This is a genomic window from Pseudomonas sp. S2_H01, from assembly GCF_054668305.1.
On record NZ_CP162756.1, the window covers coordinates 1,560,785 to 1,581,903 of the forward strand.

Here is a 21,119-nt window from a genome sequence, read left to right on the forward strand (position 1 = left end):
GCGGCGTTGTAGTTTACTTCAGTCGATCACTCACGGACGTAAATGATTTCCGGACCATCTTCATCGTCCACATCATCTTCATCCCAGTCATCGTCGTCGCCGATGTCATGCACGCTCTTCACACCACTGCGACGCAGGGCACGCTGATCGTCCAGCGCCTGCAACTGGGCACGCGCTTCGTCTTCGATGCGCTGATCCAGTTCGGCCAGCTCTTCGGCGTACGCCGGGTCACTTGCCAGACGATCGGCACGGTCTTCCAGATAGCGCATGATGTCGCGGCTCAGCTGCTCAGTGCCTTCTTTGGCAATGGCCGAGATCACGTAGACAGGGCCGGTCCAGCCCAGGCGATCAATGATCTCCTGCTTGCGCTCTTCATGCTCTTCTTCGAGGATCTGGTCGCACTTGTTCAGCACCAGCCAGCGATCACGATCCGCCAGCGCCGGGCTGAACTTCATCAGCTCATTGACGATGACTTCAGCCGCATCCGGCGCACTGCTTTCATCCAGCGGCGCCATGTCGACGAGGTGCAGCAACAGACGCGTGCGCGCCAGGTGCTTGAGGAAACGGATACCAAGACCTGCACCGTCCGACGCACCTTCGATCAAGCCCGGAATGTCGGCGATGACGAAGCTTTTCCAGCGATCAACACTGACCACACCCAGGTTTGGTACCAGCGTGGTGAACGGGTAATCGGCAACTTTCGGCTTGGCGGCGGAAACCGAACGAATGAAGGTGCTCTTGCCAGCATTTGGCAAACCCAGCAGACCGACGTCAGCCAGCACTTTCAGCTCCAGCTTCAAATCACGCTGCTCACCCGGCTTGCCCGGCGTGGTTTGGCGCGGCGCGCGGTTAGTACTGGATTTGAAACGGGTGTTTCCCAGACCGTGCCAACCGCCATGAGCCACCAGCAGGCGCTGACCCGCTTTGGTCAGGTCGCCGATAATTTCCTGAGTGCTGGCGTCGATCACCGTGGTACCGACCGGCACGCGCAACACCAGCTCTTCACCCTTGCGACCGGTGCAATCGGTGCTGCCACCGTTGGAACCGCGCTCGGCGTCGAAGTGACGGGTATAGCGATAATCGACGAGCGTGTTGAGGTTCTCGTCAGCGACCATGAAGATCGAGCCGCCGTCACCACCATCACCCCCGTTGGGACCACCGTTTTCAATGAATTTTTCGCGACGGAAGCTCATGCAACCGTTGCCGCCGTCACCGGCCTTCACCCGAATGGATACTTCATCAACAAATTTCATAACGCACGCCTCCCGTCACAAAGACGAGCAAACAACATAAATTCATAAGGCTCTTGCAAAGATGAGCGTTGCGATACCGATCAAAAACCAGCGACTACACACCACAACGGCCCACACAAACAGCTTTGCAAGAGACTCACCGAAACCAGACCTTTTACAAACGAAAAAGCCCTGTCAACGACAGGGCTTTTCAGCTCAGGCAATGTGCAGGCCGTTGCTTTCGCTACGCCCTCACACCGCCTGAACGCAAGATCACGCCGCGACTTCTGCTTTCGGCACGATGCTTACATAACGACGACCGAAGGCGCCTTTCACCTGGAACTTGATCACGCCTTCGACTTTAGCGAACAGAGTGTGATCTTTGCCCATGCCAACGCCGTAGCCAGCGTGGAATTGGGTGCCGCGCTGACGCACGATGATGTTGCCCGGAACGATGACTTGGCCGCCATACATCTTCACGCCAAGGCGTTTGGCTTCTGAGTCGCGACCGTTACGAGTACTACCACCAGCTTTTTTGTGTGCCATGAGTTCAATTCTCCTAGTGAGGAATTAGGCTGAAATTAAGCCTGAATACCGGTGATTTTGATCTCGGTGTACCACTGGCGGTGGCCCATACGCTTCATGTGGTGCTTACGGCGACGGAACTTGATGATGCGGACTTTATCGTGACGACCTTGGGAGATCACTTCAGCCACAACGGTAGCGCCGGCAACAACTGGAGCGCCGATGTTCACGTCGTCGCCATTGGCGACCAACAGAACGCGATCAAAAGTAACGGATTCGCCAGTAGCGACTTCCAGCTTTTCGATCTTCAGGTATTCACCTGGGGCGACTTTGTATTGCTTGCCGCCAGTAACGATTACTGCATAAGACATGGTATTTCTCCGAAAATCCTGCTCACCCAGCTCTTTATAGGAAGAGGTATTGGCTGGCATGGCTGCACGGGGCTGGAAAGGCCCATGTGCAATTGCGTAAGGCAGGTGCTGCCCAGGAAAGTTAGGGTGCGCGATTGTACGCAAGCCGCGAACGCCTTGCAAGCGGCCTTGCGTCACGCCTTGACAGGGTGGGGCCTGCAACCTAGCATGCCGCGCAACCCTTCTGGAGCACGTCTCGCTGATGCAACCCCAAGCCTTCTACCGCGCTGTGGCGGACGACTTTACAGCCGTCGACCACATTATCAAGAAGCAGCTGACATCGCGCGTGCCGCTGGTCTCGAAAATCGGCGACTACATTACCTCCGCCGGCGGCAAACGCCTGCGTCCATTGCTGGTGCTCCTGTGCGGCAAGGCACTGGGCAGCGGCGGTGATGACCTGCGTCTGCTGGCCGCCACCATTGAATTCCTGCACACCGCCACCCTGCTGCACGACGACGTGGTCGACATGTCCGGCATGCGCCGTGGCCGCTCGACCGCGAACGCCATGTGGGGCAACGCCCCGAGCGTGCTGGTCGGCGACTTCCTTTATTCGCGCTCGTTCGAAATGATGGTCGAGCTCGGTTCGATGCCGGTCATGCAGATCCTGTCCAAGGCCACCCGCGTCATCGCCGAAGGCGAAGTCCTGCAGTTGTCGAAGATTCGTGACGCCAGCACCACCGAAGAAACCTACATGGAAGTGATTCGCGGCAAGACAGCCATGCTGTTCGAAGCCTCGACCCACAGCGCCGCAGCCCTGGCCAAGGCGGGCCCGGAACAGAGCGAAGCACTGCGCACCTTCGGCGACCACCTCGGCATCGCATTCCAGCTGGTCGACGATCTGCTCGATTACCGTGGCGACGCAGAAACCATGGGCAAGAACATCGGTGACGACCTTGCAGAAGGCAAACCTACCCTTCCGCTGATCTACACGATGCGCGAAGGCACGCCGGAACAAGCAGCGCTGGTGCGTCAGGCCATTCAGAAAGGCGGCCTGGAAGATTTGGCAAGCATCCGCGATGCGGTCGAGAAGTCGGGATCGCTGGACTACACCGCCCAACTGGCTCGCGACTACGTGGCACGCGCCATCGCCTGCCTGGACGCCCTGCCCGCCAGCGAATACCGCGACGCCCTGATCGAGCTGAGCGAGTTCGCGGTCGCACGCACGCACTGATCCGCCGCTCGCTACACCAAAAGCCCGTCCACATGACGGGCTTTTTGTTGCCTGCGGGCGTAGAGCTGCAGCCTACGCCGGCAGTACATAATGCGAATTAATCTCAAATAGAACCTTGCTATTCCTCAGATAAGAATTATTCTCATTGGAAACTTTCAAGGAGAATGAACATGACTTATCTGATCGACGCCTGGCTGGATCGGCCCCACCCTTACCTTCGTATCCTGCATCGCGAGACAGGCCAGGTCTGTGCAGTGCTGGAAGAAGACGCTCTGGACGAATTGCGGGATCAGGGAGATCTGGACGTCAACAGCCTGAGCTCGTGCGAACCCGGTGTTCAAAAGGAGATGGTGAGAAACCTGTTTCTGTTCTGCTACGCCCGAGCCTTGCGCCCGGCCTGTGAACTGCACTGATGCCACTGCCTGAATACGACGTGGCCGGGTGAACACGTATGTCCACCCGGCCACGATCTGCTTGCAGCTTTACGCTGCTGCTACAGCCTTACAGAACGTCGAGCAGTTCTACGTCGAACACCAGAACGCTGTGCGGCGGGATGCTGCCCACGCCTTGTGCGCCGTAAGCCAGCTCGCTAGGAACGTGCAGACGCCATTTGCTGCCGGCCTTCATCAGTTGCAGTGCTTCGGTCCAGCCTGCAATCACACCACCGACCGGAAACTCGGCAGGCTCACCACGATCGTAGGAACTGTCGAACACGGTGCCGTCGATCAGCATGCCGTGGTAATGCGTGCGCACGTTGCTTTCGCGGGTAGGCTGAGCGCCTTCACCGGCGGTGATGACTTCGAACTGCAAACCCGAGTCCAGCGTGGTCACGCCTTCGCGCTTGGCGTTCTCGGCCAGGTAATGCTTACCAGCGCCAGCGGCGGCTTCTGCTTTGGCAGCGGCTTCAGCCTGCATGATTTCGCGAATGACTTTGAAGCTCGCGGCCATTTCTTCCTGGCTGACGCGGCTTGACTGGCCACCGAAAGCGTCGGTCAGACCGGCCAGAATGGCGTCCAGATTGACGCCCGGCGGCGGGTTGTCACGCAGTTGGTCACCCAACTGACGGCCGATGCCGTAGCTGACGCGGGTTTCGTCGGTGGACAGATTGACTTCGGACATAACGCTGCTCCGCTGAAGAGCGCCCGCGGGCGCCCTGATCTAAATGGCCGAGCAGCCTAGCACAACAGGATATATCCAGTAACAAACTACCAGGCCGAACGGATAGAAAGCGGTACGCGCACCGTTTGCTCTTCTGTGTCATGCAGGCCGCACATCTCATCGTGAACCACCGCATGCACCAGGTTGAACGGCATCGGCGTTATCGCGTGCAGCACATCCCGTGCGTGCTCGACCGAACGCAGGTGCAAGGTCTTGCCCCGCGCATCGTTCAACGGATGAGCAGCGCCATGCATGCGCGCCTCCAGCAAGTAGATGCCGCCTTCCATGGAGATGAGGTTGAGTTCGTCAATGCGACCAGCACTGGCGTGAGCAGTCAGTTCCTGCAGATTCATGAGAGGACCCTCGTTGATCTCGGACTTCAGTGAGCGAATCACAAGTCTCGCCCACTCTGGCCGGAGTACAAGGTGCAGGGCGTGCCGCTGGTCATTTTTTGTTCATGCCACAAAAACCAGTGTGGGAGCGGACTCATGCGCGAGACGCCATTACATCCGATACCTCGTTATCGTCAGTACTCGCTCATCGCGAATGAATTCGCTCCCACAGGGTATTGCTTAATGCTTCGTCAGCTTGTCCAGGTAGCCCATCGCAAACGCCGACACGACAAAGGTCATGTGGATGATCACGTACCACATCAGGTACTGCGGTTCGATGTTCTTGGCGTCCATGAACACCCGCAGGAGGTGAATCGAGGAAATCGCGACAATGGACGCGGCGACTTTCATCTTCAACGATGAGGAGTCCATTTTGCCGAGCCAGTTGAGCTTTTCCTTGTCTTCGTCGATGTCCAGTTGAGAGACGAAGTTTTCGTAGCCGGAGATCATGACCATCACCAGCAGACCGCCAACCAGCGCCATGTCGATCAGCGACAGCAAGACCAGAATCAGGTCCGACTCGGCCAGCGAAAAGACGTTGGGAATGACGTGGAAGATTTCCTGGAAAAACTTGAGCGCCAGCGCCAGCAATCCCAGAGACAAGCCAAAGTAGATCGGCGCCAGTAACCAGCGCGACGCGTACATGGCATTTTCGATAAAACGTTCCATTGAAGCTCACAGATAATTGAAAGCTCGCGAGTATAGGGCGAAGCCGTTCTGGCACAACCCTTTACGACAAGACTTGAAACAATTAACCCGGAGGGAAAAACCTCGACGAACCCGCGCTACGACCCTGGACGCCAGGAAAAACAGACGCGGCTTTCGTCGAGACGTTAGTGCCTGTCAGTTAACAGGGGAAGTGCGCTGGCTGTGGGATGAATCGCCATTGATCCGTCGTAGCTCACCTTGCAAATGAAGGCTCCAGATCGGTATTTCTTCTGCGGTCTGATAGCCATGCAGCGCCAGACTCTCGGCAATCGCATCCAGCACCGACTCAGCGGCGACCGGACCATGAAAAGGCCCTTGAGCCTTGAGCGCAGAAGGTTGTTCCCCGGACATCCCGGCAGCGAACAGCAAGGTCCACATACCGTTATCGCCGGACAGCGGGCGAATCACACATTCGATACGGGTCACCAGACCCAAACATTGGCGAGTAAGACAGAGGCTGCGCGGCATGGCGAGCTCCTCATTGAGTGCAGTATTCATTCCCTGGAACCGCTTCGGAAATGCGTCAGTCCATTTGACAACTGCTGCAACGCGACAATATCGAACAAATACCCTGTAGGAAAAGAGCGAAAACAAAAAGGGCGCCGAATGGTCATTTGGCCATCAGACGCCCCGTTTAGTTGACGTCAAACTGTCAACTTTTCAGTTCCGGTTGTAATTGTGGCGCCTCTTTTTCGAGTTCTTTGAGGTCCTCTTCGCTGAGCATTTCGGCGATGTCGCGAAGGCGATCCACCACTCGACCGTTGACCGAGTCTTCAGGGAATTGACCCTCTTCGTCAGCCTCACCCACTGGCTCGCCCACCAACAGGCTCAGCGCCTCGTCGACCTGACGCACGGCGTAGACATGGAACTGTCCGGCACGCACGGCCTGCAAGACCTTTTCATCGAGCATCAGCGTGGCGACGTTGGCTTGCGGGATGATCGCGCCCTGATCGCCCGTCAGACCTCGCGCCTCACAGAGTCGGAAGAAGCCTTCAATCTTCTCGTTGACCCCGCCGACCGCCTGGACTTCACCGAACTGGTTGATCGAGCCCGTGATCGCGAAGCACTGCTTGAGCGGTGTCTTCGACAATGCGGAAATCAACGTGCAGACCTCACCGAGCGAAGCACTGTCGCCATCCACATATCCGTAGGACTGCTCCAGCGCGATGCTTGCGGAAATCGCCAGCGGGAATTCCTGCGCATAGCGACTGCCCAGATAACCGGTGAGGATCATCACGCCCTTGGAGTGGATCGGCTGACCGAGGTTGACCTCACGCTCGATGTCGACGATGCCGCTGCCACCCGGGTACACCGTGGCGGAAATCCGCGCAGGCACACCGAACGCCGAGTCGCCGACTTCCAGCACCGTCAGGCCGTTGCACTTGCCGACCGCTGCGCCCGCGGTGTCGATCAGAATGATCCCGGCGAGCATGTCATCCAGAATGCGGGCCGAGACGCGACCGGTGCGCGTCGCCTTGGCTTTCAGCGCGCGCTCGATGTGACCGGCGTCGGTCCGCTCGTCGTTCGCCAGGCTGCGAATGAAGTCCGCCTCACTCACCAGCTGGAACAGATCACCGATGCGGGCCGACAGACGCCCCTGGTGTTCGGCCAGACGCGCACTGTAGGTCGCCAGACGCGCCACCGCATCGGCGGTCAGCGGCGCCATGCCTTCTTCCGAGGTACGGGTTTTGAGCAACTGGGCGAACTGCTCCAGGCTTTCGTCGACCATCGGGATGTCTTCATCGAAATCCACCAGCACCCGGAACATCTCCTGGAAGTCCGGATCGAGGTCCTGCAGCGTGTAGTACAGCGAACGGGCGCCGATGATGATGACTTTGACCTGCAGCGGGATGGTCTGCGGCGTCAGGGTCACCGTGGCAATACGGCCCAGCTCGCCCAGCGGGGACTCCATCTTCAGCTTGCGCGATTGCAGGGAACGCTTGAGCGCGTCCCATACGAACGGCTCGCTGAGCATTTTTTCAGCTTCCAGAATCAGGAAGCCGCCGTTGGCCCGGTGGAACGCACCCGGGCGCAGCTGGCGATAGGTGGTGTACAGCGCGCCTTGATCGGTGCTGTATTCGATACGGCCAAACAGATTGTCGTACGTCGGGTGGGGCTCGAAGACCACAGGCGCTCCGCCGCTGGCCGAGTGACCGACCACCAGGCTCGGGCAGTATTGTTCTTCCAGCAGCTTGCGCGCCTGTGCATCGGTCTTGCTGTCATCGACCAGTTGCTCGACCACGGTTTTCAGCAGATTGACCTGCATCGCCTGCAAATACGCGCAGACCGCGGCGTTTTCCGCGTACTGCTCGGACAGCGGCGCCAGCAGTGGCTGCAAGGCCAGAATGATGGTCTCTTCATTCAGCTGACGCATCTGGTTGTTGGACTCGCGCTTCCACTGCGGCAGGCTGGCGAGTTCCTCGTTAAGACGCTCCTCCAGGGCCGAAATATCGTCGTGAAAACGGTCGCGATCGGCTTCAGGCAACTGCGAGAACTCCGCCTCGTCCAGCGCCTTGCCGTCCAGCATCGGGGTGAAGGCGATGTTGCTGCTGTCGCGGTACAGCGCAATGTCTTTTTCAAGGGCAAGGCGTTCGATCACGTCCAGCGCCCGGTCGTAACGTTGGTTGAAAGCGCGGTCGATGGCGCTCTTCTTCTGCTGGTAGGACGGATGCTCGAAAACGGCCGGAAACGTCGACAGAAGGTTGTCGATCAGTCCGTTGATGTCGGCGATGAACGCGCTGGCACTCCCCGGCGGCAGCTCCACTGCACGGGGCTCGCGCGACTCTTCGAAGTTATTGACGTAGACCCAGTCGGAGGGGGTCTGCATGCGCTTGCCCTCAGCCTTGAGGTAGCGCTTGACGAAGGAGAAGCGACCGGTGCCGGGCTCTCCCATGACGAACACGTTGTAACCGGGGCGCGGCATGGCGACCCCGAACTGTAGAGCCTCGACCGCTCGTTCCTGGCCGAGCACGCCGCGAAAGGGTTCCAGATCGTTGGTTGTCGTGAAGCTGAACTGTTCAGCGGAAAAGGGACGGGTCAGCGCTTCAGGCGCAAGTCGCAAGCTGGCAGCAACAGGATCGGGCATCGGACATCCTTACATCAGGCGGGGCAGATGGGGGCATTCTGGCGCTCGCCGCACCCGACTGGCAAGGCAAGAACCATCGGAATGTTTTTTATGGATGAGGAGCGTTCCTACAGGCTTTAAGGACACGAACTGCATACAACAAAGTGTAATAACCAACGGAACGTTCAGATCGTGCCTAAACTCCAAGCGGAGCGGCCGGTAACAAATTAAATAACCGACCCTCCCTGGCGCCGGTACTGGCCAGGACCCGACCCTTGGTTGAAACAACAGAGACTAAAGCTATGAAACGGATTCTTCTTGGTACTCTCTTCGCCGCTGTGTCCATCAACGCCATGGCTCAAGCCCCTGGCGGCCCAGACTGCGGCTGGGGCAACATGCTGTTCGAAGGTCAACGCGGTACCCCCGCCCACTTCCTCGCTTCCACCACCAACGGCACCTCCGGTAACGCCACGTTCGGCATGACCTCAGGCACCAACGGCTGTTCTACCAACAGCGCCCTGACCTACGGCGGTAAATCCTGGATTGCCATGAACGGCATGATGGACGAGCTTTCCAAAGACATGGCGATGGGCCAGGGCGAGGCACTGACGACCTATGCGGTCGTACTGGGCGTTGCACCGGAAGACCGTGCGCATTTCGCCGCAGTCACCCACAACCACTACCAGCAGATCTTCAACAAGGCAGACGCCACCGCTGAAGACGTGCACACCAACACCCTCGACGTGCTGAAGAACGATCCGACGTTGGCCAAATACGCAACTCAGGCTTAAATACGATCTGCCTGCCTTCTTCGGGAGGCAGGCTTGCACCGCTTTCGTTTCGCTTCCGTCTACCTGATTAGTTGCCAATCTATGCTCAAACGCCTTGCCTGGCTGGCGCTCTGTGTCTGCGCCCCGCTGTATGCCGCGCCACACGTCAAAGATGATCGTTTGCAGCAATTGGCCGATTCCAGATTCTGGGTCGCTATAGGCCATTATGAAGCCGGTAAGCTCGGTGGATGGCGCAGCTATGTCGACGACCCCAAATTTTTCCTTGCCGTTAACGGCGCCCACGACCCCAAAGCCGAGCTCGCTGCCACGCTTGAGGCGATCTATCGTCCCGTCGTTGAGGGCAAAGAAAACGCGCATCCACAGTGCGTATACCCCTCGCGCACCCGTTTTTTGCGTGACGAGCTGAAGCTGACTGACCTGCCGGCCGTCGACTGCAAAGAATTCAACAAGTGGTTCTCTGATGTCGCGCCCGACAGCACAGTGATGATCTTCCCGGCCGCGTACCTCAATAGCCCGTCGTCGATGTTCGGCCACACCTTGCTGCGTATCGATCAGGCCGGCGTGGAAGCGAACAAGACCGCGCTGCTCAGCTACGCGATCAACTTCGGCGCCTACATCGAAGGCTCCGACAACAGCATCCTGTACGCCTGGAAAGGCCTGATGGGTGGCTATCCGGGGCTGTTCGCGCTGGTGCCGTATCAGGAAAAACTCTCTGAGTACCGCAGCCTGGAAAATCGTGATCTGTGGGAATACCGGTTGAACCTGACGCCGGAAGAGACCCGGCGCATGGTCGAGCACGTGTGGGAACTCAAACAGATCCGCTTCGGTTATTTCTTCTTCGACGAAAACTGCTCCTATCGCCTGCTCGAACTGTTACAGGTCGCGCGCCCCAGCCTGAACCTGACGCCGCAGTTTCGCCTGACCGCAATCCCCACCGACACCGTGCGCGCCGTCAAGGAAGCCGGGCTGGTGGAGAAGATCGATTATCGGCCTTCGAAGGAACGTGAACTGCTCAGCCGCGCCGAGCCGCTGAACCATGATGAAAAACAATGGGTACTGAAAGTCAGCGCTGATCAGCAGCAGATGCAGAGCCCTGAATACCTCGCCGTGCCAAAAGAGCGGCGCGCGTTGATTCAGGACGCGGCTTATCGGCTGGAGCGCTACCGCGCCAACGGTCTGGAGCGCGACCCGGTGCGTTCACAGCGCAGCTATGACTTGCTACGTGCAATCAGCACCAATCCGCCGCCCGAGCTGGACATCGAGCGTCCGGGCTTGCCGGAAGACGGTCATGAATCGCGCACCTGGCAATTGGGCGCCGGCACGCGCGATGACAAGGCGTTCGCCGAATATGGCTTGCGCATGGCGTATCACGACCTCAACGACAACGCCTACGGCTTCCCGCTCGGCGCACAGATCGAGATTCTTCAGCTCAAGCTGCGTCAGTACGAAGACAGTCGCTGGCAGGTTCAGCAACTGGACCTGGCGACCATTCGCTCACTGACCCCTCGCAACGAACTGTTGCAGCCATGGTCGTGGCAAGTGGCAGGCGGGCTGGAGCGTGTGCTGGGCAAGCATGGCGACGAGAATCTGGTCAGCCACGTCAACGGCGGCGCAGGCGGGACCTGGAAGCTGGGTGAGGACGTGCTGGGCTTTGCACTGGGCACGGTCCGGATCGAGCACAACAATGACTTCGACGCGCTCGTCTCACCCGCCGCCGGTTTCAACACTGGCGTTCTGTGGCGCAATCCGCTGGGCAATTTCAGCCTGGAAACCAAAGGCGATTACTTCACCAACGGCGAAGTGCGCCGCAACATCAGCTTGAATCAGCAGTGGGAGCTCTCGCGTAATCTGGGCCTGCGGCTCAGCGCACAACGGGAATTCAGCCAACTGACGTCGCCGGTGAACGAAGTGATGCTTGAGTTGAAGTGGTATCACTATTAGAAATGCAAACCTGTAGGAGCGCGCTTGGTCTGGGCGGCCTTCCGACGAATGCGGTACGTCAGCCGACGATGATGTACCAGGCAAATCGCAATCGCGAGCAAGCTCACTCCTACAGCAACGCGGCGTTTTCCGTTGATCCGCACTCAAACTGTCTTCGCGGTATACCCCTCCTCCTCGATCAGCCCGATCACCTGCTCGCTCGCCAGCTCGCTTTGCACCCTGACCTCGCCTTTGGCCAGATCGATCTGCACGTCAGCAGCCGGGTCTTCACCCTTGATTGCGTTGGTAACGGCGCGGACGCAGTGCCCGCAGGTCATGCCTTGAACGTTGAATACTTGCATGTGATGACTCCTCGGTTGAGTGGCTGCTCACAGGGTGAAACAGCGGGATGTCGCCATGTTCGACCTTCCCACCGTGGCAAGGTCAAGTTTCTCGTGCATCTGCCGGGCTGGTATTCCGCGATTTCCTGAGCCAAAGTGTTTCATCAACGAACATCAGGAGAATCGGCAATGCGCTGGTCAGCCTTTCGCATCGCAGGTTTTATCGGCCTGTTGGCTTCCGCATCCTGGGCTCAGGCCGATCAGGACTACGGGGTACTCATCATTTCCCGCGAGCGGCTGGAAGTGGCCACGTCCTGCGAAATCGGTATCTACATGCAGGATCAGCTGGTCGGTCGACTGTTTCAGGAAGAGTCACGCTCCTTCAACCTGCCGGCCGGTGATCTGTCCGTGCGCCTGCGGGTCCTGCCCGGCCAGACGCCTGGTTGCTCGCCCGGCATCGAAGCTCAGAACAATACCCGCCTGCACATCAATGCCGGCGATGTCCTGAAATACCGGATCGCCTCCGGCCCGAACGGCATGTACCTCAAAAAAGCCAACCTGAATTATTGATGCAACTCAGGACTTGACCTTGCCAACGTGGCAAGGTTGATCCTTGCTGGCAATCGCCTTCAAGGAGTACCCCACCATGTCCAGCCCCACTGCGTTCGACCTGCCGATCAGCGGCATGACCTGCGCCAGTTGCGTGGGTCGCGTCGAACGCGCCTTGCGTAAAGTCCCCGGCGTTACCAGCGCCACTGTTAACCTCGCCAATGAACGCGCTCACGTGGAAGTCGCCGAGCCGATCGACCCTGCGAGTCTGATCGCCGCTGTCGACAAAGCCGGTTATGGCGCGAGTCTGGACCAAGACCCTTCCGTTCAGGAGGCCGACCAGCAAAAACGCCATGACAGCGAACGCTGGCACTTGATGCTGGCGATCATCCTGGCCGTGCCGCTGGTGCTGCCCATGCTGCTGCAGCCGTTGGGTATCCACTGGATGCTGCCCGCCTGGGCGCAGTTTGTTCTGGCGACACCCGTTCAATTCATCATCGGTGCGCGCTTCTACGTCGCCGCGTGGAAAGCCGTACGGGCCGGTGCGGGCAACATGGACCTGCTCGTCGCCCTGGGCACCAGCGCCGGCTATGGCCTGAGCGTGTATCAGTGGCTGATGGCGGCGCCGGGCAGCATGCCGCATTTGTATTTCGAAGCATCGGCCGTGGTCATTGCGCTCGTATTGCTCGGCAAATACCTGGAAAGCAGTGCCAAACGCCAGACCGCCAGCGCCATCCGGGCACTTGAGGCGTTGCGCCCGGAACGCGCGATTCAGGTCATTGATGGGCAGGAACACGACGTCGCCATCAGCGCACTGAAAGTCGGCGACCTCGTGCTGGTCAAACCCGGCGAACGCTTTCCGGTCGACGGTGAAGTCGTCGAAGGCCAGAGCCACGCCGACGAAGCCCTGATCAGCGGCGAGAGCCTGCCGATCCCCAAGCACCCGGGTGACAAGGTCACTGGCGGCGCGATCAACGGCGAGGGCCGCTTGTTGGTCAGCACTCAGGCCTTGGGTGCGGAAACCGTGCTGGCGCGCATCATCCGCCTCGTTGAGGACGCACAGTCCGCCAAGGCGCCCATCCAGAAGCTAGTGGATAAGGTCAGCCAGGTGTTTGTTCCGGTTGTCTTGCTCCTGGCGATCGCGACGGTGATCGGCTGGCTGTTGGCAGGCGCCTCCCTGGAAGCCGCCTTGATCAATGCCGTGGCGGTGCTGGTGATCGCGTGCCCTTGCGCACTGGGCCTGGCGACGCCCACCGCGATCATGGCCGGCACCGGCGTCGCGGCGCGCTACGGCATCCTGATCAAGGACGTCGAGGCGCTTGAGCGCGCGCATGAAGTCACCGCCGTGGTGTTCGACAAGACCGGCACCTTGACCTCCGGCGCACCCCGCATAGCGCACATGGCGACCTTGAACGGCGACGAAGACGCTTTGCTGGAGATGGCGGGCGCGTTGCAGCGTGGCAGCGAACACCCACTGGCCAAAGCCGTGCTGGACGTGTGCAGCGAGCGCGGCCTGGTACCGGCTGACGTCAGCAATAGCCGGTCGCTCGCCGGGCGTGGGATCGCCGGCACCTGGAACGGTCGCGATCTGGCGCTGGGCAACCGTCGCCTGCTGGACGAAAGCGACCTGAACATGGGATCGCTTGCTGATAACGCCAAGGCGTGGGAGGCCGAAGGCCGCACCTTGTCGTGGTTGATCGAGCTGAGCCCGCAGCGGCAGGTGCTCGGGTTATTCGCGTTCGGCGACACGCTCAAGCCTGGCGCCGCTCAAGCGATCGAACAGCTCACCCGACGCAACATCAGCAGCCATTTGTTGACCGGCGACAACTGGGGCAGCGCCAAAGCCGTGGCCAACGCGCTGGGCATCACAGATGTTCACGCCGAAGTCTTGCCCGCCGACAAAGCCGCAACGGTGATGGAACTGAAGAAAACAGGCGTGGTGGCGATGGTCGGCGACGGCATCAACGACGCGCCTGCGTTGGCGGCAGCGGACATCGGCATCGCGATGGGTGGCGGCACCGATGTGGCGATGCACGCCTCGGGCATCACGCTGATGCGCGGCGACCCGCGCTTGATTCCCGCCGCACTGGATATCAGCCGCAGGACCTACGCGAAGATTCGTCAGAACCTGTTCTGGGCCTTCGTCTACAACCTGATCGGTATTCCGCTGGCCGCGTTCGGCCTGTTGAACCCGGTGCTGGCAGGCGCTGCTATGGCGCTGTCCAGCGTAAGCGTCGTCAGCAACGCCCTGCTGTTGAAAACCTGGAAAATGGCTGATCAACAGCCGGACGAAGGAGAGGCGCCATGAATATCGGCCAAGCCGCGAAGAGCAGTGGTCTGAGCGCAAAGATGATTCGGTACTACGAGTCCATCGGCTTGCTGCAGGCAGCCACCCGCACTGACAGCGGCTACCGCGTCTACAGCACTAACGACCTGCACACCCTGGCGTTCATCAAGCGCTCGCGGGATCTGGGCTTTTCACTGGAAGAAGTCGGCAAACTGCTGACCTTGTGGCAAGACCGAGGTCGAGCCAGTGCCGATGTAAAAGCGCTGGCTCACAAACACATTGTCGAGCTGAATCAGAAGATCGAAGAACTCGCGGGCTTGAGGGACACGCTGCAGGATCTGGTCGAGCACTGTCAGGGCAACGATCGACCGGACTGCCCCATCTTGAAGAATCTGGAGTCGGGGGGGTGTTGCCATTAAGTCCTGCGCAGACAACAAAAAACCCGGCCGGAGCCGGGTTTTCGTTCAACCGATCACTGCATCCAGGGCGGAGGCGGTTCTTCAGCTTTGCTTGGTGGCGCATCATCCGCTGCCCGAGCAGCCTGGCGGCGGTCCTCGTCCAGACGCGCTGCTTCGATCTCGCGCAGCACGCTGCCAACGTCGGCAATGTCGTCCGGATCGGCAAATACGCCGGTCAGCACGGTGGCAGGCGAAAGCGTGCCAGCCTCGTAATACGACCACATCTCCCTGGCGAAGCGAGTTTGCTTCAGTTCCGGTGCAAAACGACCGAAGTAGGACGCCATGTTATTAACGTCGCGCTCCAGCATGCTGAACGCGTGGTTGTTGCCCGCTGCGTCGACCGCCTGAGGCAAATCGATAATGACCGGGCCATCCGGCGACAGCAGCACGTTGAACTCGGAAAGGTCACCGTGCACCAGACCGGTACACAACATCAGCACGATTTGCTGAATCAGGAACGCGTGATACTCGCGGGCCTGGTCAGGTTCCATCGTGACGTCATTTAGACGGGGCGCCGCATCGCCGTATTCGTCAGAGACCATTTCCATCAACAATACGCCTTCAAGGAAGTCGTACGGCTTGGGCACTCTGACACCCGCATTGGCCAGCCGGAACAAGGCTGCCACTTCGGCGTTCTGCCAAGCGTCCTCGGTTTCCTTGCGACCGAACTTCGAGCCTTTCGCCATGGCGCGGGCCTGGCGACTGTTACGGACCTTACGGCCTTCCTGGTACTCCGCGGCCTGACGGAAACTGCGTTTGTTCGCCTCCTTGTAAACCTTCGCGCACCGTAGCTCTTTGCCACAGCGCACCACATAAACAGCTGCCTCTTTGCCGCTCATCAGCGGACGCAGCACCTCGTCTACCAGACCGTCTTCGATCAGGGGTTCAATGCGTTTTGGAGTCTTCATCAGCTTTTATTGTGGGTCCTTCGTTGCCAAACACGCGATTGTTGCTCGTTATACGGCAATCCTCTGCCAGCGAGTAGGGGCATGTGTGATGCAGTCATGGATTCAATTGCGATCCATACGTTCCCTGAATTCCGGCAAGCACCTTTCATGCCGGGCCGCAGGATAGATCAACCGCTCTGGATCAGGGTGCATGAGCTGTGTGTGGACATATCGACGAACGGCCAGTATCTGGTCATGAATCGCCGGTCGCAGACGCAAAAAAAGGGGCCATTAAAGACCCCTTTCATTACAGCAAATGATCGCGTTGTCGTTACCAGTTGTAGCGCAGGCCGACGTTCAGGCCCCACGGTTGCTCAATGTTTTTGCCGTTGCTGTAATCCACGTCGGCATGCAGTTGCAACACCTCGGTCAATTGGGCGGCGACACCGGCGCCCAGCTCTGCGCGACTGCCAGACAGGTCGTTGCTGAAACGGTTGTCATTGACCTTGACCCGGTTGCTGTTGGCGAACTCATGGGCCAATGCGACTTTGACATAGGGTTGAACGTATCCACCTTTGTCCAGCGGGAAGTTACGCCCTGCGGTGGTTCCTACTTTGCCAAGCAACGAGTCCGCTTTGTTGCTGCTGGCCTCCATGCCGTTGTCCAGCGAATAATCCTCGCCTTGTACCCACAAGGTGGAAATCTGAGCGAAGGGCTCCACGAACCAGTTGTCTTGCAGCTTGATGTGTTTGCCGGCCTCGACAGAAGCACCGATGCCCGAAGTGTTGTAATCGCCGCTGGTTTTCGCACCGTCGCTCATTCGTACATCGGACGAGTTCTTGAACCGGTTCGCCTTGACCACGGCGTCGATGTAATACCCGCTGTCAGACAGCCAGGTGGTATAGGCACCCAAGTAGTAACTGTCGACTTGTCCGGTCGTGCCGGCGGCGATATCCAGATCGGATCGGCTGTAACCAGCCAGCACGCCGATCAACCACTGTCCGTCAGAGGTCGGCAAAGGCGCGTCGACACCAAAGGAAATGCCGTGCTGGTTTTGTTGGTAAGCGGTGCCGCCCCCCGCCGACATGTTGAATTTGTTGCCATAGGCACGGGTCCATGCGCCGCCCTCAGCCTTGCCATAGCGCAACTCGCCCATGCGACTGCGCAGCGTGCTTAGCTCGCCATACCAAACTGTTGGCGCTGCGCTGAACAGACCGATGACCGATTGAGTGCCCGGCGTGGTAATCGGACCTCCGTCGTCATCGAGCTTCTGCACCAGGTACCAATCCGTGCCGCGCTGCTCAAGATCATAGGCGAACGTACCCAGGTCGACTTGCCCGCCCACGACCGCGAACCCTGCCGTGCTGCCGGTTCCGGTGTGCACAACCTGCTGGTCCTGATCACCCTTGACCGGGTCAACGCCGGTGTTGGTGATCTGCAGATCGTAAGTGCCGGTCGCAACGCCGGAGACATTCACCAAGTCGCTCTGATGGGCGCCCAGGTCAGTGTCCATGATGAACCGGCCACTGCCCGACAGCGTGCTGACGTTCAGGGTTTCAAAGGTGCCGCCGGCCGAGCCGAGCTTGACTGTGCCCGCGTTCATGGCCAGATCCGTGACGCCCTGGCCGTCGGTGGTAGTCCAGCGCGAATTATCCAGGCTCAACCGGGTAACGCCGCTCAGATTTGCATTCAACTCAGAATTTGCAGACACGTTGAGGTCTTGCACGTTGGAGACGTTGCCGCTGACGGTGGCGTTATTACTGGCAGTAAGGGTCTGAGCCTGATTAATGTTCCCCGTTGTCGACGAATTGTTCGTGACGTCGACAGTGGATACATTGCTGATGTTGCCAGCGAGCGAGGCACCGTTGCGCAGTGCCAACGTTCCGCTGGAACCATTCTCGATCGATACGTCCCCCGTCAAGCGACTGTTATCAACGGTCAACCTGGCCGTGGAGTTATTGGTGACGCTGAGGATGACGCCGTCACCGCCACTCAGCGATGATCCATTGCGAACAGTGATGTCGGCGGAGGCGGGAATCGTGCTATCTAACGATCCTACCGCGATGGCGCTACCGACGGTGCCGACCACAGCCGAATTATCTATCGTCAGTGAGGCCGTTTGGTTCGGGCTCCCAGGATCGGTCACGACCAAAATACCGGTCTTGTCTCCAAGGATCTGGCTGCCATTGGTGACATCCGCTGACCCCGCAACCATCACCAGGCCCAGACCACCATTCAAAAGCCCGGTCGCCCCATTGTCGATGCCATGAACTTGCGTATTGGAGAGGACGAGCGACGAATATGCACTGCTGATTCCGCGAGCGATGCCAGTAACGGTACTGTCTGAAACATTGGCAGCTGTACCAGGCGTACCGACCAGGTCGGTCGCAAGCACCATCCCAAAGGTCCCGGTGCTCTCGATTCGAGTGCCAACAATGTTCGCCACACTCTGGTTGAGCGACAGCGCCCTTCCTGTCGCCAGTACGCTGGCATTGGCGTTTAAGATGACTGTGGAACCCGTCACCGCGGTTATCGCCAGCGTGCTGGCATCATTGACATTAAGTACTGCCCCGTTACTCAACTGCCAGGTTTCGACCGGGTCGCCGTTGTTGACTGTTGCGGACGCTCCATTTAACGGCGCCGCCACGGCATATTGTTGGCCGATAGCTAATGCCATGCCTACAGAGTACGCCAAAGTGGATCTGGAAAATATTGAAGGCATAATCGGCCTATTCCTTTGCGTGAAGATTTAACGAAATCCATTATGCAAGAAAATATTAGTAGATCGCGTAGGAACACTCCTTATGAAACGTAGGAAAATTCCAACTTTGCAGAATTCATTCGCGATAGATACCAAACTCTTTATTTCGATCAGGAATAACGCTGTTACTCACAACGAAATAAACGCTCCACTCGTGATTTCGAAATATCATATTGGCGTATACGACTGCACCCACCTGAGACTGCTAGCCTAAAAAACGAAGTACAGAATATCGAGAAGAATGGGACTAGACCGCCAGGGTAGCGACCCTTCGACTTAACCATTCAAACCGTAGCAATAGCAGTCAATCGGGCACATTGCGCACGATGTGCAATGGCACTTTTTCTCAGGGAGATTTAGATGAACAGTTACGTGGCAAACAGAGCGCGGTACAGAATATGTGGAGTAAAAAAAACCACTGAAAAAAGGGGGGACGATTAAAGCCCTTCCGTTGCCAACCGTTGACGCTGCCATTGACGATTTCGATGGCCTTGTTCCGATCGATGCTCTGGGAGATGACCTGGTTCTGCATATGGTTAACTGGAGTGGTTCGGTGAAGGATTATACTTTGCAACTTGCGTTCAAAGTGATCAGCCTGGAGGATCCGAACGAACCGGACGAAGAAGATTTTGTTGGGGTCAAGCATACCATCACCCAACAAGAAGCAGAAAATCCCGATACTATATTTGAATTCTTGATTCCTCAAATTTTATTAACACATGGCGACTATCTGGCGAGATGTTACGTTGAATCTCCAGTCGGCTCCAACAGCGACTGGTCTCCAAGCGCTAAAATCAGGATCGATACCACTGCCCCTGGAGGTGGTGGATTTCCTCCGTTGATCTTTGACCTAATTACCCAGGGAGTCATCGTAGACGACGACCTCAAAGACGATAAACTGTTGGTTCGGCTTCCACATTATGAAGGCATTGCCCGGGGCGACACCATCAGACTGTACGTGGGCGCCGGCAATGACCCTGTGTACGAGCTTTATCTAGAGAATGAAATCATTGAAAATCCGCTCGGATGGCTCCAAGTCTACTATCCAAAAGCTGCCTTGGAATCAGTAGGAAATGGCGACCGTTTCTTTCAGTACCAAGTCACCGATAAAGCTGGAAATGCTGCGGAAAGTTTTGTCCAAGCGCTGAGGATTAAACTTGGCACCGCGCCTATCAACCTTCGCAAACCGAATGTACCGGCTGCCGATGGCAACGTGCTGCTCGATGCCGAAGCACGCCCCTTCACAAAAGTAGAGATTCCTAAATACGATAACGCGCTGCCAGGCGATGAGATTCTGGTTCACTGGGGTAACAGCACGCCATTGAACAATGTGAAGTTGACTTCAGCTGATTTACAGAATGACCCGTTCGTCACCATTGACCTCCCCTATGCACTGGTTCAGGGTGAAACCGTTAAAGGGAACGTGGACGTTACGTTTGAGATATTCCGTGAGAACGTGTCTGAAGCCACCTCTCCCGTCAATTCCGTTACGGTTGATCTGACGTTACCCGGCGGACCGGATCCAGACCCGGAAACGCCCGAACTTGATTCGCTTGCACCATTAGTGGTTAGAAGCCCCAACAGTTCTACAGACAACGTTATCCCTGCGGAAGACGCGGACGCAGACGCCACCGTTACAATTCCCTGGCTAGACAAGAACGGAAAAACCATCTACCAGGCAAACGACGTGATCACCGTTACATGGGGCTCTCAAACCGGGTCGACTGAGACGTACACCGTAGTGGCGTTAGATATTACAAACGAGACCATACCGCCTATCACCATCCCCAACAAAACCATCAAGGATGAAAATGCCAGCGCTGATATTCCCGTCGGCTATACCATTACGCGCACAATAAGTGGAGGCACCGGTGACAATGTCTCCTTGGCGTTTCCAACCAAGGTGCAGGTCATTAACCCAACTGAACTTCCGGGCGGAGGCACCCTTCTGCCGGTCACGTTTACCGTGTTGAATGCCCGAGGAAATATCGGGCTTGCTCAGATCGTGGGTTCGGGAAATGACCGACACAACCCGATCACTACAAAAGTCAATTATGACAAAGTCGACACGGGCGATAAGCTTGAACTCTTCTTTACCGGTTATGACGAGTTCGCTGGCGGCAACATCGCCCCCGGCTCCGAGTACTCGGAAACCGTACTCCTCAGTGCAACGGATATCGCTAAGGGCACTCATGAGTTCAAGGTGCCGGCTGTACACCACTTCAGCATTTGCATAGGCCGATGTGAAGCATTCGTGAAAATAACTAACAGCCAAGGGTTTACAGTTTCCCCAATAAAAGGAGTACTGGTAGACGTCAAGAACGTTGGCGATGGCGATTGCAGCGCCAACCTCCCCTGAAAGAGGGCAGTGGCGGAGCGTGCAGCGGTCAGGATGAGCAATATGAACGCTGCAGTTTCAACATGCATGACCGCACTATCAAGGCAGAAAGTGTCTTCTGAATAAG

The 21,119-nt window shown here is 57.9% G+C and carries 19 protein-coding genes; 8 read left to right on the top strand and 11 right to left on the bottom strand.

The features are described 5' to 3' along the window. Window positions 1–26 precede the first annotated feature (26 nt). The 3 genes from cgtA to rplU all read right to left on the bottom strand — a co-directional run bounded on the left by cgtA (window position 27) and on the right by rplU (window position 2,128). The gene (cgtA, locus tag AB4N84_RS06920) at window positions 27–1,253 is read right to left on the bottom strand and encodes an Obg family GTPase CgtA (RefSeq protein ID WP_460045728.1); all 1,227 of its coding nucleotides are present in this window, start codon (window positions 1,251–1,253) and stop codon (window positions 27–29) included. Between the two features lie 252 nt (window positions 1,254–1,505). Further along, a complete protein-coding gene (gene rpmA / locus AB4N84_RS06925; protein ID WP_062378791.1) occupies window positions 1,506–1,778 on the bottom strand; it encodes a 50S ribosomal protein L27 in 273 nt (90 codons plus the stop codon). Window positions 1,779–1,813: 35 nt separating this feature from the next. After that, complete coding sequence (gene rplU / locus AB4N84_RS06930; protein WP_007950961.1) at window positions 1,814–2,128, bottom strand: 50S ribosomal protein L21; 315 nt, start codon at window positions 2,126–2,128, stop codon at window positions 1,814–1,816. A 241-nt stretch (window positions 2,129–2,369) separates the two neighbouring features. On the opposite strand from rplU, the gene AB4N84_RS06935 reads away from it, so the two are divergent. Next, window positions 2,370–3,338 carry a polyprenyl synthetase family protein gene (locus AB4N84_RS06935; protein ID WP_460045729.1) on the top strand — a complete coding sequence of 323 codons (969 nt, stop codon included), beginning with the start codon at window positions 2,370–2,372 and terminating at the stop codon, window positions 3,336–3,338. A gap of 170 nt (window positions 3,339–3,508) precedes the next feature. Further along, complete coding sequence (locus tag AB4N84_RS06940; protein WP_074752079.1) at window positions 3,509–3,751, top strand: PA4570 family protein; 243 nt, start codon at window positions 3,509–3,511, stop codon at window positions 3,749–3,751. Between the two features lie 88 nt (window positions 3,752–3,839). On the opposite strand, the gene AB4N84_RS06945 is transcribed toward AB4N84_RS06940, so the two are convergent. From AB4N84_RS06945 to AB4N84_RS06965, 5 genes are all read right to left on the bottom strand, one after another. Continuing rightward, the gene (locus AB4N84_RS06945) at window positions 3,840–4,457 is read right to left on the bottom strand and encodes an FKBP-type peptidyl-prolyl cis-trans isomerase (RefSeq protein WP_074752077.1); all 618 of its coding nucleotides are present in this window, start codon (window positions 4,455–4,457) and stop codon (window positions 3,840–3,842) included. Between the two features lie 86 nt (window positions 4,458–4,543). Beyond that, window positions 4,544–4,849: a DUF6482 family protein gene (locus tag AB4N84_RS06950; RefSeq protein WP_074752075.1), complete on the bottom strand. Its 306-nt coding sequence runs from the start codon at window positions 4,847–4,849 to the stop codon at window positions 4,544–4,546. A 219-nt stretch (window positions 4,850–5,068) separates the two neighbouring features. After that, window positions 5,069–5,557, bottom strand: a complete 489-nt coding sequence (locus AB4N84_RS06955) for a TIGR00645 family protein (RefSeq protein WP_037015447.1) — start codon at window positions 5,555–5,557, stop codon at window positions 5,069–5,071. Between the two features lie 174 nt (window positions 5,558–5,731). Then, window positions 5,732–6,064 (bottom strand): PA4575 family protein, encoded by a 333-nt coding sequence (locus AB4N84_RS06960; RefSeq protein WP_074752073.1) that lies wholly within the window; start codon window positions 6,062–6,064, stop codon window positions 5,732–5,734. Between the two features lie 184 nt (window positions 6,065–6,248). Next, a complete protein-coding gene (locus AB4N84_RS06965; RefSeq protein WP_460045730.1) occupies window positions 6,249–8,681 on the bottom strand; it encodes a Lon protease family protein in 2,433 nt (810 codons plus the stop codon). A 281-nt stretch (window positions 8,682–8,962) separates the two neighbouring features. Here AB4N84_RS06965 and AB4N84_RS06970 point away from each other — a divergent pair, with 281 nt between their 5' ends. Continuing rightward, entirely contained in the window at window positions 8,963–9,451 is a 489-nt protein-coding gene (locus AB4N84_RS06970; protein WP_074752069.1) for a DUF3015 domain-containing protein, read from the top strand. An 81-nt stretch (window positions 9,452–9,532) separates the two neighbouring features. Continuing rightward, a complete protein-coding gene (locus AB4N84_RS06975) occupies window positions 9,533–11,392 on the top strand; it encodes an Lnb N-terminal periplasmic domain-containing protein (protein WP_460045732.1) in 1,860 nt (619 codons plus the stop codon). Between the two features lie 143 nt (window positions 11,393–11,535). Here AB4N84_RS06975 and AB4N84_RS06980 read toward each other — a convergent pair whose 3' ends face one another. Further along, window positions 11,536–11,733, bottom strand: coding sequence for a heavy-metal-associated domain-containing protein (locus tag AB4N84_RS06980; protein WP_074752065.1), 198 nt, complete (start codon window positions 11,731–11,733; stop codon window positions 11,536–11,538). Between the two features lie 168 nt (window positions 11,734–11,901). On the opposite strand from AB4N84_RS06980, the gene AB4N84_RS06985 reads away from it, so the two are divergent. The 3 genes from AB4N84_RS06985 to cueR all read left to right on the top strand — a co-directional run bounded on the left by AB4N84_RS06985 (window position 11,902) and on the right by cueR (window position 14,967). After that, a complete protein-coding gene (locus AB4N84_RS06985; RefSeq protein WP_460045733.1) occupies window positions 11,902–12,282 on the top strand; it encodes a hypothetical protein in 381 nt (126 codons plus the stop codon). Between the two features lie 76 nt (window positions 12,283–12,358). Next, window positions 12,359–14,569 carry a heavy metal translocating P-type ATPase gene (locus AB4N84_RS06990; RefSeq protein ID WP_460045734.1) on the top strand — a complete coding sequence of 737 codons (2,211 nt, stop codon included), beginning with the start codon at window positions 12,359–12,361 and terminating at the stop codon, window positions 14,567–14,569. Beyond that, window positions 14,566–14,967 (top strand): Cu(I)-responsive transcriptional regulator, encoded by a 402-nt coding sequence (gene cueR / locus AB4N84_RS06995; RefSeq protein ID WP_074752059.1) that lies wholly within the window; start codon window positions 14,566–14,568, stop codon window positions 14,965–14,967. Before AB4N84_RS06990 ends, cueR begins: the two co-directional genes overlap by 4 nt. A gap of 53 nt (window positions 14,968–15,020) precedes the next feature. Here cueR and AB4N84_RS07000 read toward each other — a convergent pair whose 3' ends face one another. Both AB4N84_RS07000 and AB4N84_RS07005 read right to left on the bottom strand, forming a co-directional pair. Then, window positions 15,021–15,914 (bottom strand): PA4780 family RIO1-like protein kinase, encoded by an 894-nt coding sequence (locus tag AB4N84_RS07000; protein ID WP_074752057.1) that lies wholly within the window; start codon window positions 15,912–15,914, stop codon window positions 15,021–15,023. A gap of 310 nt (window positions 15,915–16,224) precedes the next feature. Further along, a complete protein-coding gene (locus AB4N84_RS07005; RefSeq protein ID WP_460045736.1) occupies window positions 16,225–18,570 on the bottom strand; it encodes an autotransporter outer membrane beta-barrel domain-containing protein in 2,346 nt (781 codons plus the stop codon). Between the two features lie 535 nt (window positions 18,571–19,105). On the opposite strand from AB4N84_RS07005, the gene AB4N84_RS07010 reads away from it, so the two are divergent. Then, complete coding sequence (locus AB4N84_RS07010) at window positions 19,106–21,013, top strand: hypothetical protein (protein WP_460045737.1); 1,908 nt, start codon at window positions 19,106–19,108, stop codon at window positions 21,011–21,013. The last annotated feature ends 106 nt before the right edge of the window (window positions 21,014–21,119 follow it).

Bases quoted from the DNA above. Each gene is read 5' to 3' on its own strand.
- cgtA (WP_460045728.1), bottom strand. From the start codon at position 1,253: ATGAAATTTGTTGATGAAGTATCCATTCGGGTGAAGGCCGGTGACGGC.
- rpmA (WP_062378791.1), bottom strand. From the start codon at position 1,778: ATGGCACACAAAAAAGCTGGTGGTAGTACTCGTAACGGTCGCGACTCA.
- rplU (WP_007950961.1), bottom strand. From the start codon at position 2,128: ATGTCTTATGCAGTAATCGTTACTGGCGGCAAGCAATACAAAGTCGCC.
- AB4N84_RS06935 (WP_460045729.1), top strand. From the start codon at position 2,370: ATGCAACCCCAAGCCTTCTACCGCGCTGTGGCGGACGACTTTACAGCC.
- AB4N84_RS06940 (WP_074752079.1), top strand. From the start codon at position 3,509: ATGACTTATCTGATCGACGCCTGGCTGGATCGGCCCCACCCTTACCTT.
- AB4N84_RS06945 (WP_074752077.1), bottom strand. From the start codon at position 4,457: ATGTCCGAAGTCAATCTGTCCACCGACGAAACCCGCGTCAGCTACGGC.
- AB4N84_RS06950 (WP_074752075.1), bottom strand. From the start codon at position 4,849: ATGAATCTGCAGGAACTGACTGCTCACGCCAGTGCTGGTCGCATTGAC.
- AB4N84_RS06955 (WP_037015447.1), bottom strand. From the start codon at position 5,557: ATGGAACGTTTTATCGAAAATGCCATGTACGCGTCGCGCTGGTTACTG.
- AB4N84_RS06960 (WP_074752073.1), bottom strand. From the start codon at position 6,064: ATGCCGCGCAGCCTCTGTCTTACTCGCCAATGTTTGGGTCTGGTGACC.
- AB4N84_RS06965 (WP_460045730.1), bottom strand. From the start codon at position 8,681: ATGCCCGATCCTGTTGCTGCCAGCTTGCGACTTGCGCCTGAAGCGCTG.
- AB4N84_RS06970 (WP_074752069.1), top strand. From the start codon at position 8,963: ATGAAACGGATTCTTCTTGGTACTCTCTTCGCCGCTGTGTCCATCAAC.
- AB4N84_RS06975 (WP_460045732.1), top strand. From the start codon at position 9,533: ATGCTCAAACGCCTTGCCTGGCTGGCGCTCTGTGTCTGCGCCCCGCTG.
- AB4N84_RS06980 (WP_074752065.1), bottom strand. From the start codon at position 11,733: ATGCAAGTATTCAACGTTCAAGGCATGACCTGCGGGCACTGCGTCCGC.
- AB4N84_RS06985 (WP_460045733.1), top strand. From the start codon at position 11,902: ATGCGCTGGTCAGCCTTTCGCATCGCAGGTTTTATCGGCCTGTTGGCT.
- AB4N84_RS06990 (WP_460045734.1), top strand. From the start codon at position 12,359: ATGTCCAGCCCCACTGCGTTCGACCTGCCGATCAGCGGCATGACCTGC.
- cueR (WP_074752059.1), top strand. From the start codon at position 14,566: ATGAATATCGGCCAAGCCGCGAAGAGCAGTGGTCTGAGCGCAAAGATG.
- AB4N84_RS07000 (WP_074752057.1), bottom strand. From the start codon at position 15,914: ATGAAGACTCCAAAACGCATTGAACCCCTGATCGAAGACGGTCTGGTA.
- AB4N84_RS07005 (WP_460045736.1), bottom strand. From the start codon at position 18,570: ATGGCATTAGCTATCGGCCAACAATATGCCGTGGCGGCGCCGTTAAAT.